This is a genomic window from Proteus mirabilis HI4320 (genome assembly GCF_000069965.1).
Classification (GTDB): domain Bacteria; phylum Pseudomonadota; class Gammaproteobacteria; order Enterobacterales; family Enterobacteriaceae; genus Proteus; species Proteus mirabilis.
Genome location: NC_010554.1, coordinates 1,390,811 through 1,406,466 on the forward strand (window position 1 = coordinate 1,390,811; position 15,656 = coordinate 1,406,466).

The 15,656-nt window shown below is 35.0% G+C and carries 13 protein-coding genes; 3 read left to right on the top strand and 10 right to left on the bottom strand.

The genetic code is table 11. From position 1 onward, the window contains the following. Positions 1-24: 24 nt before the first annotated feature. Positions 25-744 (bottom strand): phosphatidylglycerophosphatase B, encoded by a 720-nt coding sequence (gene pgpB / locus PMI_RS06350; RefSeq protein ID WP_012367957.1) that lies wholly within the window; start codon positions 742-744, stop codon positions 25-27. A 278-nt stretch (positions 745-1,022) separates the two neighbouring features. Between pgpB and ribA the strand changes: the two genes are divergently transcribed. Together ribA and PMI_RS06360 are read left to right on the top strand one after the other, a co-directional pair. Further along, on the top strand, positions 1,023-1,622 hold the full coding sequence (gene ribA / locus PMI_RS06355; RefSeq protein WP_004243033.1) for a GTP cyclohydrolase II: 600 nt from the start codon (positions 1,023-1,025) through the stop codon (positions 1,620-1,622). Positions 1,623-1,851: 229 nt separating this feature from the next. After that, on the top strand, positions 1,852-2,667 hold the full coding sequence (locus tag PMI_RS06360) for a MetQ/NlpA family lipoprotein (RefSeq protein WP_004243034.1): 816 nt from the start codon (positions 1,852-1,854) through the stop codon (positions 2,665-2,667). Between the two features lie 54 nt (positions 2,668-2,721). On the opposite strand, the gene PMI_RS06365 is transcribed toward PMI_RS06360, so the two are convergent. Together PMI_RS06365 and acnA are read right to left on the bottom strand one after the other, a co-directional pair. Next, a complete protein-coding gene (locus PMI_RS06365; protein ID WP_004251102.1) occupies positions 2,722-4,182 on the bottom strand; it encodes an LbetaH domain-containing protein in 1,461 nt (486 codons plus the stop codon). A 206-nt stretch (positions 4,183-4,388) separates the two neighbouring features. Further along, on the bottom strand, positions 4,389-7,061 hold the full coding sequence (gene acnA, locus PMI_RS06370) for an aconitate hydratase AcnA (RefSeq protein ID WP_004248112.1): 2,673 nt from the start codon (positions 7,059-7,061) through the stop codon (positions 4,389-4,391). A gap of 221 nt (positions 7,062-7,282) precedes the next feature. Between acnA and PMI_RS06375 the strand changes: the two genes are divergently transcribed. Next, positions 7,283-8,116 (top strand): Evf family palmitoylated virulence factor, encoded by an 834-nt coding sequence (locus PMI_RS06375; RefSeq protein ID WP_004248113.1) that lies wholly within the window; start codon positions 7,283-7,285, stop codon positions 8,114-8,116. Between the two features lie 59 nt (positions 8,117-8,175). On the opposite strand, the gene cysB is transcribed toward PMI_RS06375, so the two are convergent. The 7 genes from cysB to PMI_RS06410 all read right to left on the bottom strand — a co-directional run bounded on the left by cysB (position 8,176) and on the right by PMI_RS06410 (position 15,647). After that, positions 8,176-9,150 (bottom strand): HTH-type transcriptional regulator CysB, encoded by a 975-nt coding sequence (cysB, locus tag PMI_RS06380; protein WP_004243041.1) that lies wholly within the window; start codon positions 9,148-9,150, stop codon positions 8,176-8,178. 441 nt (positions 9,151-9,591) lie between these two features. Then, entirely contained in the window at positions 9,592-10,338 is a 747-nt protein-coding gene (locus PMI_RS06385; RefSeq protein WP_012367960.1) for a hypothetical protein, read from the bottom strand. 104 nt (positions 10,339-10,442) lie between these two features. Continuing rightward, positions 10,443-11,192 (bottom strand): hypothetical protein, encoded by a 750-nt coding sequence (locus PMI_RS06390; protein WP_012367961.1) that lies wholly within the window; start codon positions 11,190-11,192, stop codon positions 10,443-10,445. Between the two features lie 103 nt (positions 11,193-11,295). Then, positions 11,296-12,045: a hypothetical protein gene (locus tag PMI_RS06395; RefSeq protein WP_012367962.1), complete on the bottom strand. Its 750-nt coding sequence runs from the start codon at positions 12,043-12,045 to the stop codon at positions 11,296-11,298. A gap of 104 nt (positions 12,046-12,149) precedes the next feature. After that, positions 12,150-12,899, bottom strand: a complete 750-nt coding sequence (locus PMI_RS06400) for a hypothetical protein (RefSeq protein ID WP_012367963.1) — start codon at positions 12,897-12,899, stop codon at positions 12,150-12,152. A gap of 104 nt (positions 12,900-13,003) precedes the next feature. Next, positions 13,004-13,756, bottom strand: coding sequence for a hypothetical protein (locus PMI_RS06405; protein WP_012367964.1), 753 nt, complete (start codon positions 13,754-13,756; stop codon positions 13,004-13,006). After that, a complete protein-coding gene (locus PMI_RS06410) occupies positions 13,737-15,647 on the bottom strand; it encodes a lipase family protein (RefSeq protein ID WP_012367965.1) in 1,911 nt (636 codons plus the stop codon). Before PMI_RS06410 ends, PMI_RS06405 begins: the two co-directional genes overlap by 20 nt. Positions 15,648-15,656: the final 9 nt, after the last annotated feature.

Sequence of the window (15,656 nt, forward strand, 5' to 3'; positions counted from 1 at the left end):
CTATCTCAAAAAGAAAAACGATTATCAAGGTTTTAACAACAATCGTCGTTCAATCATCCAAAATGCACACCACACCAACACAGCACTAATCAGAATACCGACAATCACATCAGATGCCCAGTGCATACCTAATATTATTCGTCCGACAGTCACATCAATACCCCATAATATCCCTAAGCTGGCTAAAAAATAATGACGTCGTAACATACACAGCACAAACACAAATAAAGCCAGTGTTGCAGAGAATAAGCTGTGTCCAGAAGGAAAGGCATAACCGGTTTCTGCTCGCCAATGGCTTAATTGCCATTGAGGGATCAGCGACGAATGAGATAATCCATTATGCAACAGTTGCTCACGCTCAGGACGAGACACTTGGTAAAAATGTTCTGGTGATATTGATAGTTGGTTACTGACCCAAACCACATAAGGTCGTGGCTCTTTAACGCTATTTTTTACAGCCACTTTGATCAACTGCCCCAACATCAAAGTCGCGACCATAATAATTGCTAACTGAATAAATGCTTTTTTAGGTAGTTTAAGAATAAAAAAGAGCAAAACAAGGCAAAGTAATATAGTTAAAGCTCCCCAAGGTTTAGCCGCACTATTGGCTATCCATAAAGTGCTTTCGCCTCCCAGAGGATGTGCTGATGGTTGCCATTGCCATCCCAGAATAAGCACCACAATAGGTACAATCAAAAGCAATCCACTTCCTAAAAGCATCAATACTGATATTTGCTTATTCAATCTATTTGTCCTTATCTATTCTGTATGCACTGTTTTTATTTACTGATGATTAACTGATATAAATGATTAGTATAAACAATACCAGTTTAGCAATAAATAATTATGCAAGTAGGCTTAAAATCTGATAATTTGTTTAGGTGTGATTTATTAAGTGTGTGTTATCAAATTCCCTGCCGATTTAGACAAGGAACCATTTCAGTGTTTTATTTCTCTTTGTCCTCGTTATAAAGTGTATAATCTTGAACGAGAGTATCACCTGAAATTATGAGTCAAAAATAATGAAATTAAGACGTATCGCAGAAGCAAAACTCCCTACTCCTTTTGGTGAGTTTTTAATGGTGGGTTTTGAAGAAATTGCCACAGGAAAAGATCATGTTGCCCTCGTTTTTGGTGACATTTCTGGCACAAAACCCGTTTTATCCCGTATTCATTCTGAATGTTTAACTGGCGATGCACTATTTAGCCTGCGTTGTGATTGTGGTTTTCAGCTAGAAGCTGCCCTTTCACAAATTAGCAAAGAAGGCCGTGGTGTATTACTTTATCATCGCCAAGAAGGTCGCAATATTGGTTTACTTAATAAAATCCGCGCTTATGCATTACAAGACCAAGGATTAGATACTGTCGAAGCTAATCTAAAGTTAGGATTTAAAGCTGATGAGCGTGACTTCACCCTTTGCGCTGATATGTATAATCTATTAGGCATACATGAAGTACGATTATTAACCAATAATCCAAAGAAAATCGAAATAATGAAAGAAGCTGGGATCAACGTGGTAGAGCGTGTTCCATTAATCGTAGGACGTAATCCAAGTAATGCTCATTATCTTGATACTAAAGCGGATAAAATGGGACATATGTTATTTAAAAAAGCGCAATAACATAAATATCGGATAGATTATCAGCGTTATTATTCAATCCGGGTGATTTAGCCCGGATTTTATTTTCCTGCACTTACCCCCATCAAGCTACTGACTATTTTCAAGATGATTTTTTTATCCTTTAATTATTAAATTATATCATGTGAAATTTTATCATATGGCAAGCTGTTGACTCTTTAACTGGCTTTAAGCTATTTATAACTAAATAATTTTTAATAGGAATAGCATAATGCCATTACATTTTTCTGGTAGGATTTTTGCGTCTCTTTTATTAGCTGGGACACTATTAACAGGTTGCGATAACAATGATAACAACCGTTATGCAATTAAAGTGGGGGTGATTAATGGTGCAGAGCAAGATGTGGCAGAAGTCGCTAAAAAAGTGGCTAAAGAAAAATATGGTTTAGAGGTTGAGCTGGTGGGTTTTAGTGGCTCATTGTTACCTAACGATCCCACTGCAAACAAAGAATTAGATGCCAATGTGTTCCAACATCGCCCTTTCCTTGAGCAAGATAATCGTTCTCGTGGTTATAACCTCGTCGCGGTAGGCAATACCTTTGTTTTTCCTATGGCAGGTTATTCAACCAAAATTAAACATCCTCAAGAATTAAAACCCGGTGATACAATAGCACTGCCCAATGATCCAACCAACTTGGGGCGCGCATTATTATTGCTACAAAAAGAGAAACTGATCACCTTAAACCCTGACAGTGGCCTATTACCCACAACACTCGATATTATTGATAATCCACTTAAATTAAATATTATGCAATTAGAAGGTGCGCAACTACCACGAGTATTAAACGATCCCCAAGTAACAGTTGCGATAATTAGCACAACTTATATCCAACAAATTAATTTATCACCAACCAAAGACAGTATTTTTATTGAAGATAAAAGTTCACCTTATACTAATATTATTGTTACAAGAGAAGATAATAAAGAAGCAGAGAATGTACGCGATTTTATTAAAGCCTATCAGTCACCCGAAGTGGCAACAGCCGCTGAGACTATTTTTAAAGGTGGTGCTATTCAAGGGTGGTAAACACGACTTATAATTTATCAGGTCACTTATAATAAGTGACCTATTTATTAATAGTTATGACCCAAAATAAAACTTTAATTTATTATTTTCATCTGCTTTAATTGATACTTGAAGATCATTACCATATTGATCATATATAATACAATTCATTTCTTCATCTTTCCTACTGGATGTAAACGCTTTTCCATATTCTATACTATAGCTCCAGAAACATACCCCATCCTCATCATTTGCTGATGTGACCGGAATTAAAGTATCTGGTTTAAAATGGAATTCCTTAGTGTAATAATGAGGCTTTAATGGAATTTTTTTAATATATTTATCAGTCGATGTGCTAATAATCTGATAATGACCTTTTTGAAAATAATGAAAAGATTTATTTTCTTCATACTCTACACTCTTAGTTATCGTTCTATTATTACCGTTAAACCTTAGATAATATTTCGTCAAGACATCACCTGATGTTTCTACATCTTTTTCTATTCTAGGATTTACCAGCGGTTCTATGTCTACATCTGCTTCTGTAAATATTTTTTTTGGTGCAACGTCCAGAATGATAAAATTTAAATAATCACTGTAATTATTTTTAAAGGCTGTAGTATACTCTTTTCCTTTAATGTGAGTCTGTGCACAAATTCTAAAGGTATCTATCACTTTATTAACAGAAAGATAAATAACACAAGTAGATGCATCAGGGGAGTTCAATGTTGCTTCTTCACTGCTTGGAAATACAAATCCATTTTCTTTATCAGATAAAGAAATATCATTGCGGTCAATAGGAAGATTTTTTTCATTTACAATATGTGTATTTCTATAAATATCTTCTTTGGCTATTTTTATGATACGACCATTTTTATCTAAAGCCTCTATATAAATAGTAATAGGTACCTGATGTCTACCATTAACATATGCAGTCGCTGTACTGTTATATCTATTAATATAAATATAAAATGCTCTTAGTTCATCAATATCATCCCAAGAGCCAAATTGGCTCTTAATAACCTCACCTTTCGATACAATTGTATTTCCCTCAACAGTCGCATAACCAGTCACCCAACCATTTTTTTCAACTATTGCATCACCACGAACAATAGCATATTCTGATACTTTAGCATTATCTTTAATAACAGCATTATCATATATTACAGCATCGTCAGATATTCTCGCATTATCTTTAATAACTGCATTATCATATATTACAACATCATCAGATATTGTCACATTATCTTCCACTAGCACATTACCATAAATCTCTGCATTGTCTTTTACTTTACTATTTCCCTTAACTATTGCATTACCGTAGATCTTCACATTATTTCTTATAATTGCATTATCTGTGACTTTAGCATTACCAAATACCATTACATTATCAAAAATAAAACAATTATCATCTCTACTTAAATTACTTTCATTTTCTATCCATCCTCCTGGACTATCTGTATACACTCTTCTAATTCTATATAAAGTAACACCATTATATTCTTTTGTTTCACTCGTTATTTTATATTTCTTCATAAACACCTCCATAATAACACCCTGTTAATATTGTTATATTAACTTGATACTCATTAAAAATACGTTTAGCATTTAATGGTTAGTTTATAGTATTAGATGAAATCATTTGTCGATATTATGAAATATAAAAATATTCTATTATAAAAAAGAAAGCGAAGAATTAATTCATCATTCTTCGCCAACTAATTAATACTTACTAAATTATTTTACAACATATTACGAATAACATAATGCAAGATCCCGCCATGTTCAAAATAAGCCAGCTCAGTTTGCGTATCAATACGACAACGAGCCATAATAGTTTCTTGGCGACCATCTGCAAAAGTAATATTGACAGCGACATCTTGACCCGGTGTTAGCGAATTAAGCCCCGTTATCTCAATTTTTTCATCACCTTTGAGCCCTAAAGTCTGGCGTGATACACCGTTAGGAAATTCTAAAGGTAATACTCCCATACCAATCAAATTAGAACGGTGAATACGTTCAAACGATCCGGCTATCACCACTCGCACACCTAATAATCGTGTACCTTTGGCGGCCCAGTCACGGCTAGAGCCTGATCCATATTCATTACCGGCAATAATGGCTAAAGGCGTATTTTCTTGCTGATAACGCATCGCCGCATCATAAATGGCTAACGTTTCTCCCGTTGGAATATGTTTTGTAAAGCCCCCTTCGATCCCCGGCACCATTTCATTACGAATACGGATATTTGCAAAAGTTCCTCGCATCATAACTTCGTGATTACCACGTCTTGAACCGTAAGAGTTAAAGTCTTTTGGTTCAACACCATGCTCTCGAAGATAACGCCCAGCAGGGCTATCGGCTTTAATATTCCCAGCAGGTGAAATATGATCGGTGGTCACCGAGTCACCTAATATGGCTAAAATACTGGCTTGGTGAATATCTTTAATCGCCTCTGGTGTTTTTGTCATACCTTCAAAAAAAGGAGGATGGCGAATATAGGTAGAATCAGGTTGCCAAGCATATACAGGGGTATCTTGTATTTTTAGTGATTGCCAAGTTTCATCACCATCAAATACCGCAGAATACTCTTTATGGAACATCTGCGTTTTTACTTTTTCCACCGCATCGGCAATGGCTTTACTGTCAGGCCAAATATCTTTTAAATAGACTGGATTGCCCTGCTTATCTTCACCTAATGGCTCTTTGGTCAAATCAATATTCATATTACCAGATAGCGCATAAGCCACGACTAAAGGAGGGGAAGCAAGCCAGTTGGTTTTCACTAAAGGATGGATACGACCTTCAAAGTTACGATTACCCGATAGTACAGCGGCTATAGTTAAATCATTATCTTTAATCGCCTCTTCAATCGGGGCTAATAAAGGCCCTGAGTTACCAATACATGTGGTACAACCATAACCAACCAAATTAAAACCAAGTTTATCTAAATAAGGTGTTAATCCCGCCAGTGCTAAGTAGTCAGTCACCACTTTAGAGCCGGGGGCTAGCGACGATTTGACCCATGGCTTACGCTGCAGGCCTTTTTCTACCGCATTTTTAGCCAGTAGACCTGCGGCCATTAAAACATTAGGGTTAGAGGTATTGGTACATGAGGTGATCGCTGCAATTACTACCGCACCATCCGTTAAGGTAAAAGGTGGCTGATTATCAATGGTGACCTGAGGATATTGAGCAAGAGGTTTTTTATTTGTTTCAAGCTCTACTGCAGCTTTAAATGCTTTTGGTACATTCAGCAAATTAACTCTATCTTGTGGACGTTTAGGGCCAGCAAGACTTGCTTCCACAGTACCCATATCTAACGATAAGGTTGAGGTGAAAATGGGTTCATCACCGGCATGACGCCATAAGCCTTGCTCTTTACTATAGGCTTCAACTAATGCAATTTCTTGCTCTTCACGCCCAGTAAGACGTAAATAATCTAGTGTAATTTCGTCAATAGGAAAGAAGCCACAGGTTGCACCATATTCAGGTGACATATTGGCAATCGTCGCTCGGTCAGCAAGAGGCAAAGAAGCTAGTCCATCACCATAAAACTCAACAAATTTCCCTACCACACCATGTTGACGTAACATTTGCGTTACGGTTAATACTAGGTCAGTCGCTGTGATCCCCTCACGTAGTTTACCCGTTAACTTAAAACCTACCACATCAGGGATCAGCATTGAGATCGGTTGGCCTAACATCGCAGCTTCCGCCTCAATGCCACCAACGCCCCAACCCAACACGCCCAGACCATTGATCATAGTAGTATGTGAATCGGTTCCAACCAAAGTATCAGGGTAAGCAATATGTCGGCCATTTTGTTGTTCAGACCATATCGCTTTACCTAAATATTCTAAGTTAACCTGATGGCAAATGCCCGTTCCAGGAGGTACTACACGAAAACGTTCAAACGACTGTTGCCCCCAACGTAAAAAGAGATAACGCTCATAGTTACGCTGCATTTCAATTTCAACGTTTTTCTCAAAAGCATCATCACTGGCATATTTATCAACCATCACCGAATGGTCGATAACCAAGTCAACAGGAGAAAGTGGATTAACTTTTTCTACATTTCCCCCCAAAGATTTTACGGCTTCACGCATAGCGGCTAAATCAACAACGGCAGGTACACCCGTAAAATCTTGCATTAATACTCTTGCTGGGCGATAGGCAATTTCACGGGAGGCGTGGGCATTTTTTTGCCAATCCACCAATGCCTTAATATCATCTTCAACAACCGTATCATCATCAAGATAGCGGACTAAATTTTCTAGCAGAACCTTTAACGATTTAGGGAGACGAGTGATATCCCCTAATTGACGAGCAACTTCAGAAAGACGGTAATACTCATATTGATGAGTACCTACAGAGAGAGTAGAAAGACTCTCCTTTTTCAGACGTAACGACATAGCTCCTCTCCTTCTTATTTTTATGCTGACAGCAATCACAAACTATCAAAATAGGTAAGGTTATCTATTAACCATATCATAGAAAGAGAAATTTCGCTTACGGACCACACGATTTGTTAATATGATGTTATTGAGATTATATTACTAACAAAACTTAATCTCTTTCTTTTAACTTAATTAGGATTTAATGGGGGTATTATTGCAAATAAAGGATAATGTATATGAACAATCAACAAGCCGAACAACTAAAAAAGATTATGATGGCTGATAGTTATTTTGCACAACCTATTACGCCCCCTTTTCCACAGCCTTTAGCAATAAAATCATTACAACAGACACTTAATATCAAAGATACAGAAGGACTTGTTCAATTTATTATCGCTTCACCTAAACGTTTTAACGAATCAGAAAAAATGATCATGACACAACTGAAAGATATACAAATTGCCTTAATCTCTATTATGTCGAATCATCTTTCAGTATTGAAAAAAGAAGATAGTGAAGCTTATTATCAACCAGAGCATTGGCTAGAAACCCTTAATCATTTACCTTTGCTTAGCCGTAATAAAGTTGAAAGCAAACGACTTGATAAGCAAACATTTGATTTTTCAATTGCTCAAGCCTTTGTGCAACTGTTATTAGGTGCAGCCATTAATGCAGCGTCACCGTCATTAGCCGAGTTTATCGATTTTTTACGCAATCAGGGACAACAAATTGAACTAGGAATACGCCAATCCTTTGATAGCTATAAAACGATAACTATTGCAGGTGTGACGGAAATCCTTAATCATAATAATCAGCTTATTTTTGTACCTAAATTAAAAATAATGAGTCTACGTTTCTCACATCGAACAGCCAAAATGTTATTAGCCAGTTGTTCGGGGCGAAAATTTACGATTTCAGTAGAATACACAACAATCACCTCAATTTTTGATATTGGTGCACTTAATGATCCGCTGATTAATCGACAATTTTATGCTTTTTTAAATAAGTTTCGTCAGTTGAGTATTACTCAATCTGATTCATTTTTTAGTGGGGACTTTTTATTGCAATAGCATTAATGTTATAAGTTACATAATGGTAAAAGGCGGGATAATATACCCGCCTTTGCGTATTAAACTAAAGGTAACTCGATATCTTTAAATAACTCTTCAATTTCTTCATTGGTGCGTAAAGCTGTCGCTTGTTCCACCAAATTACGTGTTAGATGTGGGGCAAAACGCCACATAAAGTCATACATATAACCGCGTAAAAAACCACTACGTCGAAATGCAATTTTTGTGGTGCTATAACTAAATTTATCACGCATATCAATAGCGACTAAATCGCTATCAAGCATCGGATCAAATGCCATACTCGCAATCACACCAATACCTAAGTGTAGCCTGACATAAGTTTTTATTACATCCGCATCCGTTGCAGTAAAAACAATTTTAGGCTTTAAACCCACTTTACCAAAGGCTTCGTCAAGATCAGAACGCCCAGTAAAACCATGGGTATAAGTAACGATATCGTAAGTTGCAAGCTCTTGTAAGGTAACTTCACGCTTTTGCGCCAATGGGTGATCTTTAGTTACCACCACAATACGATTCCAACGATAACAAGGTAACATCACTAAATCGTTATACAGATGTAGTGATTCTGTCGCTATAGCAAAATCACTTTTACCACGGCAAACATCTTCTGCAATTTGTGTCGGTGAACCCTGATTCATATGTAATGACACTTCGGGATAACGTTCTATAAAACCTTTAATCACAGGGGGTAAAACATAACGCGCTTGTGTATGAGTGGTGGCAATAGAAAGCGAACCGCGATCAGGATAAGTGTGTTCCCCTGCAGCCGAGCGGATAGCTTCTGTTTTGGATAATATCTCACGAGATAATCTGACAATTTCTTCCCCCGCTGGCGTCACATGTGTTAAGTGCTTACCACTGCGAGAGAATATTTGTATACCCAACTCATCTTCTAGCATACGAATTTGTTTACTGATCCCCGGCTGAGAGGTATATAAACGCTCTGCTGTCGTTGAGACGTTTAAATCGTTATTCACCACTTCAACGATATAACGCAACTGTTGTAATTTCATAGAAGCACGATCCCTTTACAAAAGACTTATTATTCTGTTATTCCGCTCATATTCATATAACTAAAAAGAATAATAAATAAGCAATATATAACCACTATATCACTTATTTCATTTCGGTCTAACGTAATTAATAAGGTTATTTAGGTTTTATTATATCGAATAGTTATAAGCTATAAAAATCGGTAGAAATCTTGCTGTCTCTGGATGGTCTTGATTGTATTGTGATAATAACAATTTACTGATTCGATTTGCTGTTAAAACCACTGTACTATTGCCTAGTAAGCGTTGGAAAGTACAGTAAACGGTCAGGAGCAACAGAATCATATTTAACGTAATGTACATACATAGAAGATGATCACCATCGAAGGTTAGCTCATATCAAATAAATCTATAAGATTGCATAGTTAAATTAATAGTTGAATTAGAATAGTAACCTATTGATTAATCAATATATCTAACAAAAGAAGTAAACGATTTCTCATCACTATTCTCGATTATTTCATTAAAACTAACCCTTCCAGTATAAATAGAAAAGGTCGGTTCTTTAATACTCCCATTAGGAAAAATAACTTTTTCATCTTTTGAGATAGTCGTGGTTAGTTTAGGCTCAACTTTATAATTAAAATAAATTTCTCCATTTGATTTATTAGATAGTTTTTTCTCACCTTCCGTGATTGATGGTGAATAATAGATAGATTGATCATCTTCTTCCACTATAACAGGGGCTAATGTAGTAAATAGTTCTATTTTTGAATGTTTGTTATCGACAATTGGGATAACCTTACTAATCACCATATGATTTTTATAAATGGTAGAGATTGGCGCTAGTTCTATTTTTATCAATTTCCAATTACACCATCCTCCCCCATCGATAGGCACGGTATAGGTCGCGTTTTTATTATCCTCTGCTATTTTACGTTCTACCTCCACTTTTTGTGTTAAAGAGGAGTAAGAGACTTCGGTATAATCAGCATTAAAATGAGAACGTTGGCATTTATTTGACGTATAAGTACCTCGGACTTGCACTACTGTTTCAGGGGAAATAGTTGAATAAACCGTGATTTTATTGCCATCATTATTCATATTGACGGGGAATTTATTATCAAGATATATATTGATAAGCCCACTACAACCACCTAACAATAGATAAGGAATAAGAACAAATAATTTAATCATTGTCATTAGCATAGTTAATCCCCATTCAACTCCGTTCACCTGCTTAAAATCGCAATCGCATATCCCTTCTTACACTTTAGACAGCAAAAAACTACTTACTCCCCCAAACAGATTAATCAATCAATATATCTAACAAAAGAAGTAAACGCTTTTTCATCACTATTCTCGATTATTTCATTAAAACCAATCATTTTACTATAAGTCGAACCACTCAGTGTTTTAATATTGCCGTTAGGGAAAATAGCTTTATTATCCTTTGAGATAGTCGTAGTTAGTTTAGGTTCAACTTTATAATTAAAATAAATTTTTCCATTTAATTTATTGGATAAACTCTTTTCACCTTCTATTCTTGATAGTGAATAATAGATTGATTGGCCATTTTCACTTTCAATCATTATAGGAGCTATTGTTGTAAATAATTCTACTCTCGAATATTCACTATTAACAATAGGAAAAACAAGAGTGCTAATTCTATCTTGTTTGTATTTCACCGATATTGGTGCTATATCTATTTCTTTCAACTTCCAATTACACCATCCCCCTCCATCAATAGGCACGATATAGGTCGCGTTTTTATTATCCTCTGCTATTTTACGCTCTACCTCCACTTGTTGCGTTAAAGAGGAATAAGTGACTTTAGTATAAGAAGCATTAAAATGAGAACGTTCACACTTATTTGACGTATAAGTACCAATAACTTCCACTACTGTTTCAGGGGAAATAGTTGAATAAACCGTGATTTTTTTGCCATCATTATTCATATTGACAGGAAATTTATTATCAAGATATATATTGATATACTCACCACATCCACTTAATAATAGATAAGGGATAAAAATAAGTGATTTAATCATTGTCATTAACATAGTTAATCCCATTCAACTCCATTCACCTGCTTAAAATCGCAATCGCATATCCCTTCTTACACTTTAGACAGCAAAAAACTACTTACTCCCCCAAACAGATTAATCAATCAATATATCTAACAAAAGAAGTAAACGCTTTTTCATCACTATTCTCGATTATTTCATTAAAACTAATCATTCCAGTATAAATAGAAAAGGTTGGATCTTTAATGCTCCCATTAGGATAAATAACTTTTTCATCTTTTGAGATAGTCGTGGTTAGTTTAGGTTCAACTTTATAATTAAAATAGATTTCTCCATCTGATTTATTGGATAACTTTCGTTCACCTTCCGTGCTTGATGGTGAATAATAGATGGATTGCTCATTCTTGCCTTCTACTATAATAGGGGCTAATGTGGTAAATAGTTCTATTTTTGAATGCTTATCATCGGTGATTGGAATAACTTCACTAATTCGCATATATCTTTTGTGAATGGTAGAAACTGGTGATAATTCTATTTTTACTAACTTCCAATTACACCATCCCCCTCCATCAATAGGCACGATATAGGTCGCGGTTTTATTATCCTCTGCTATTTTACGCTCTACCTCTACTTTTTGTGTTAAAGAGGAGTAAGAGACTTCGGTATAATCAGAATTAAAATGAGAACGTTCACACTTATTAGATGTATAAGTACCTCGGACTTGCACTACCATTTCAGGGTAAATAGTTGAATAAACCGTGATTTTTTTGCCATCATTATTCATATTGACGGGGAATTTATTATCCAGATATATATTGATATACTCACCACATCCACTTAATAATAGATAAGGAATAAAAATAAGTGATTTAATTATTGTCATTAGCATAGTTAATCCCCATTCAACTCCGTTCACCTGCTTAAAATCGCAATCGCATATCCCTTCTTACACTTTAGACAGCAAAAAACCACTCACTCTCCCAAACAGATTAATCAATCAATATATCGAACAAAAGAAGTAAACGCCTTTTCATCACTATTCTCGATTATTTCATTAAAACCAATCAATTTACTATAAGTCGATCCGCTCAGTATTTTAATATTGCCGTTAGGGAAAATAGCTTTGTTATCCTTTGAGATAGTCGTGGTTAGTTTAGGTTCAACTTTATAATTAAAATAGATTTCCCCACTTGATTTATTGGATAACTTTTGTTCATCTTCCATTATTGATGATGTGTAATAGATGGATTGTTCATCTTTTTCTTCCACTATAACAGGGGCTAATGTAGCAAATAATTTTATTTTTGAATGTTCACTATTAGTCAATGAAAAAACCATATTCCTTGTAACAAATACCTCATATTTACTAGAGACTGGTGCTATATCTATTTTTACTAACTTCCAATTACACCATCCCCCTCCATCAATAGGTACGATATAGGTCGCGGTTTTATTATCCTCTGCTATTTTACGCTCTACCTCCACTTTTTTTGTTAAAGAGGAATAAGTGACTTCGGTATAATCAGCACTAAAATGAGAACGTTCGCACTTATTAGATGTATAAGTACCAATAACTTCCACTACTGTTTCAGGGGAAATAGTTGAATAAACCGTGATTTTTTTGCCATCATTATTCATATTGACGGGGAATTTATTATTAAGATATATATTGATATACTCGCCACATCCACTTAATAATAGATAAGGGATAAAAATAAGTGATTTAATCATTGTCATTAGCATAGTTAATCCCCATTCAACTCCATTCACCTGCTTAAAATCGCAATCGCATATCCCTTCTTACACTTTAGACAGCAAAAAACTACTTACTCCCCCAAACAGATTAATCAATCAATATATCTCACAAAAGAAGTAAACGCTTTTTCATCACTATTCTCGATTATTTCATTGAAATTAATTATTCTGCTATAACTAGATCCGTCCAATATTTTAATATTGCCGTTAGGGAAAATAGCTTTGTTATCATTTGAGATGATAGTCGTGGTTAATTTAGGTTCAACTTTATAATTAAAATAAATTTCTCCATCTGATTTATTGGATAATTTTTGTTCATCCTCCATTATTGATGATGAGTAATAGATGGACTGTTCATCCTTTTCTTCCACTATAACAGGGGCTAATGTAGCAAATAATTTTATTTTTGAATGTTCACTATTAGTCAATGAAAAAACCATATTTCTTCTAACAAGCACTTCATATTTAGTAGATAATGGTGCTATCTCTATTTCTACTAGCTTCCAATTACACCATCCTCCCCCATCGATAGGCACGGTATAGGTCGCGTTTTTATTATCCTCTGCTATTTTACGTTCTGCTTCCACTTGTTGTGTTAAAGAGGAATAAGTGACTTCAGTATAAGAAGCATTAAAATGAGAACGTTGGCATTTATTTGACGTATACGTACCGCGAACAAGTACTACCGTTTCAGGGGAAATAGTTGAATAAACCGTGATTTTTTTGCCATCATTATTCATATTGACAGGAAATTTATTATCAAGATATATATTGATATACTCACCACATCCACTTAATAATAGATAAGGGATAAAAATAAGTGATTTAATTATTGTCATTAGCATATTTGAACCTTTTCAGCGCCGTTATACCTTCTGGCATAAGTAATGTGGGTAATAATGTATCTGCAACCATAAGATCTAAGTCTAGCAAATAACTGCTTTCATCGTATTTGGCTTGTGATAGTCTTTTTTGATTGACCAATTCTGCTCTAATATCATATGCAGATTCTGTTAATCCGTTATATTTAACTAAACTAATTATTTTAGAAATAATAAAGTTTGTATATTTACGACTTGAGTGGTCTCCACCACCAGTTACACCAGGTGATGCTGTTTTGGGTAACTTATATAGTTCAAAAAATTCTTGTTTAAGCCGATGATCGGGTAGTAATTCAGAAACGAGATAGAGCTTTTCATCAGTATCAGAGACGAGATAGCGTTTTTTATCTATTTCCATATTTACCAAAAGACTTGGTGCATATCCAACACTTGCCAACACGTATTTATACATAGATGTTTTTGATGTTGGTTTGTAAAAATGCACAGCATCACCATGGTGAATAAATGTATCACTTTTTATATTGAAATTTGTTTTCAATTGATCAATAGCTTTACTCGCCATACCTTGATGTTTCCAGTCTATATATGTTATTGCAATTTCTATAGAATACCCTAACCAATCATGATCACTTATAAAAGCGATATTATTCATATCTTTTTCAAAAGGAAGGGCTGGTACTGGATCGTCTTCATTGACATGACGATGATGAATAATATCTCCCAACTGCTCTGTAATAGAAAGGGTTAATACCCGAGGCATACCAATAGTATAAAGCACTGGATTATATTCTCTTAATTTTATGGCATGTAATAAAGCTAATGCCCCCCCTAGACTATGCCCTGCGATAAATAATTTTCGGTTTGAAGCTAAACCTTTGATTAAATTTAATGGATTTTCATCATCATTCTTTGAACCTATTTTCGGCCTTAATTTATACTTACCATCCATGGTCCTAAATGAATTATAAAAACCAGAGTGTACATAGCCTTCTATTCCCATATCCTGCCGCAGTTTAACTGGTTTAAATTTTATATCTGTAAATATATCAGTTTTTCCTGCCGTTCCTCGCCAAACAACAATAACTTCCTTATTATTTGCGATATAAAACATTTGGGTATCTAAATTCTTAGCTGAATCAATAAACTCAACATCTGTATAGCGTTCACTAAACGGAACATCATATATTATCGGGGTAAAAGATTCTTTCGCAAATTGCTGTGGGATTTGGGATAAGTCAAAGAGTTGATTAAAAAAAACGTCCTCAATTGAGCCTAAATAATTTCCTGCATTAGGCTCCTTATCATTATTAGCTTTAAAGCTCGCATAAGACAATACAGATAATATACTTAAATTACAGGCATTAGTAATTGAGTAATCTTTCTGATGATGTAATAAGAATGACCAGGCTCTAAATGGACATACTTCAAAAACCCAACGTTCATTACGAAATATTACCATATATCCATTGGGTTGCTGTTTTTTAAAATGATATTTAGGTAACTCTGGTTGATCCCATTTTAAAATTTTAGGCGTCGCATCACATAAATCACCAATAGTTAAATAGCGGTAATTATCATTACGTTGTGTTGCATCATAGCGAATTTTGGAAGAACCATTTCTGCGTACTCTTAAAGGACGTTTTTCCATTTCATCAGCCAGCATTTGTGCATTAATAGAAAAGCGCCCCCCTGTTGGCGGTAAATCTGTTTCTCTAACAATCCCATTACGATCTGTTTTACCTGTTCTTTTTTCTCCCCCAGAGACAGTCAGTGTATAGGGCATATCCGAAATAGGATTGTTCAATTCATCTACCAGTAAGATTTCTATCCAAGCATTATGTTTAGCACAATCGGGGCAATAAGGATCATTATATTTATCGTATCTAAATGTCATTTTTCTTCC

Coding starts and splice junctions, on each gene's coding strand:
- ribA (WP_004243033.1), top strand. CDS start 1,023: ATGAAATTAAGACGTATCGCAGAAGCAAAACTCCCTACTCCTTTTGGT.
- PMI_RS06360 (WP_004243034.1), top strand. CDS start 1,852: ATGCCATTACATTTTTCTGGTAGGATTTTTGCGTCTCTTTTATTAGCT.
- PMI_RS06365 (WP_004251102.1), bottom strand. CDS start 4,182: ATGAAGAAATATAAAATAACGAGTGAAACAAAAGAATATAATGGTGTT.
- acnA (WP_004248112.1), bottom strand. CDS start 7,061: ATGTCGTTACGTCTGAAAAAGGAGAGTCTTTCTACTCTCTCTGTAGGT.
- PMI_RS06375 (WP_004248113.1), top strand. CDS start 7,283: ATGAACAATCAACAAGCCGAACAACTAAAAAAGATTATGATGGCTGAT.
- cysB (WP_004243041.1), bottom strand. CDS start 9,150: ATGAAATTACAACAGTTGCGTTATATCGTTGAAGTGGTGAATAACGAT.
- PMI_RS06385 (WP_012367960.1), bottom strand. CDS start 10,338: ATGCTAATGACAATGATTAAATTATTTGTTCTTATTCCTTATCTATTG.
- PMI_RS06390 (WP_012367961.1), bottom strand. CDS start 11,192: ATGTTAATGACAATGATTAAATCACTTATTTTTATCCCTTATCTATTA.
- PMI_RS06395 (WP_012367962.1), bottom strand. CDS start 12,045: ATGCTAATGACAATAATTAAATCACTTATTTTTATTCCTTATCTATTA.
- PMI_RS06400 (WP_012367963.1), bottom strand. CDS start 12,899: ATGCTAATGACAATGATTAAATCACTTATTTTTATCCCTTATCTATTA.
- PMI_RS06405 (WP_012367964.1), bottom strand. CDS start 13,756: ATGCTAATGACAATAATTAAATCACTTATTTTTATCCCTTATCTATTA.
- PMI_RS06410 (WP_012367965.1), bottom strand. CDS start 15,647: ATGACATTTAGATACGATAAATATAATGATCCTTATTGCCCCGATTGT.